This is a genomic window from Jeotgalibacillus sp. ET6 (genome assembly GCF_029667115.1).
GTDB lineage: Bacteria > Bacillota > Bacilli > Bacillales > Jeotgalibacillaceae > Jeotgalibacillus.
Genome location: NZ_JARUIU010000335.1, coordinates 1 through 233, shown reverse-complemented (window position 1 = coordinate 233; position 233 = coordinate 1). Strand labels below are relative to the sequence as shown.

At 34.8% G+C, this 233-nt stretch carries 1 protein-coding gene; it reads right to left on the bottom strand.

From position 1 onward, the window contains the following. Positions 1-44: 44 nt before the first annotated feature. A partial coding sequence (locus P6709_RS20385; RefSeq protein ID WP_278242691.1) for a hypothetical protein occupies positions 45-233 on the bottom strand: 189 nt, incomplete at its 5' end.

Genomic DNA, 233 nt, shown 5'->3' with positions numbered 1-233 from the left:
TTCGTCCATAATTGTTACATTAATAACATTAATCACAATAATTTTCACATTTTATAATGAGAAAGTCTTTCAAACACTCCCTTTCGCTGAATGACTTCGATGAATACTGTAGGACGGTCGACAATCGGCTTCGTGAAAATTTGCAGAAGATAGCCCGAAACCTTTAAAATTGAAGGTTCATTCTTCCTGTATGGATATGTTTTTGCGGGATTGATCGTTCTCAAAAAATTACC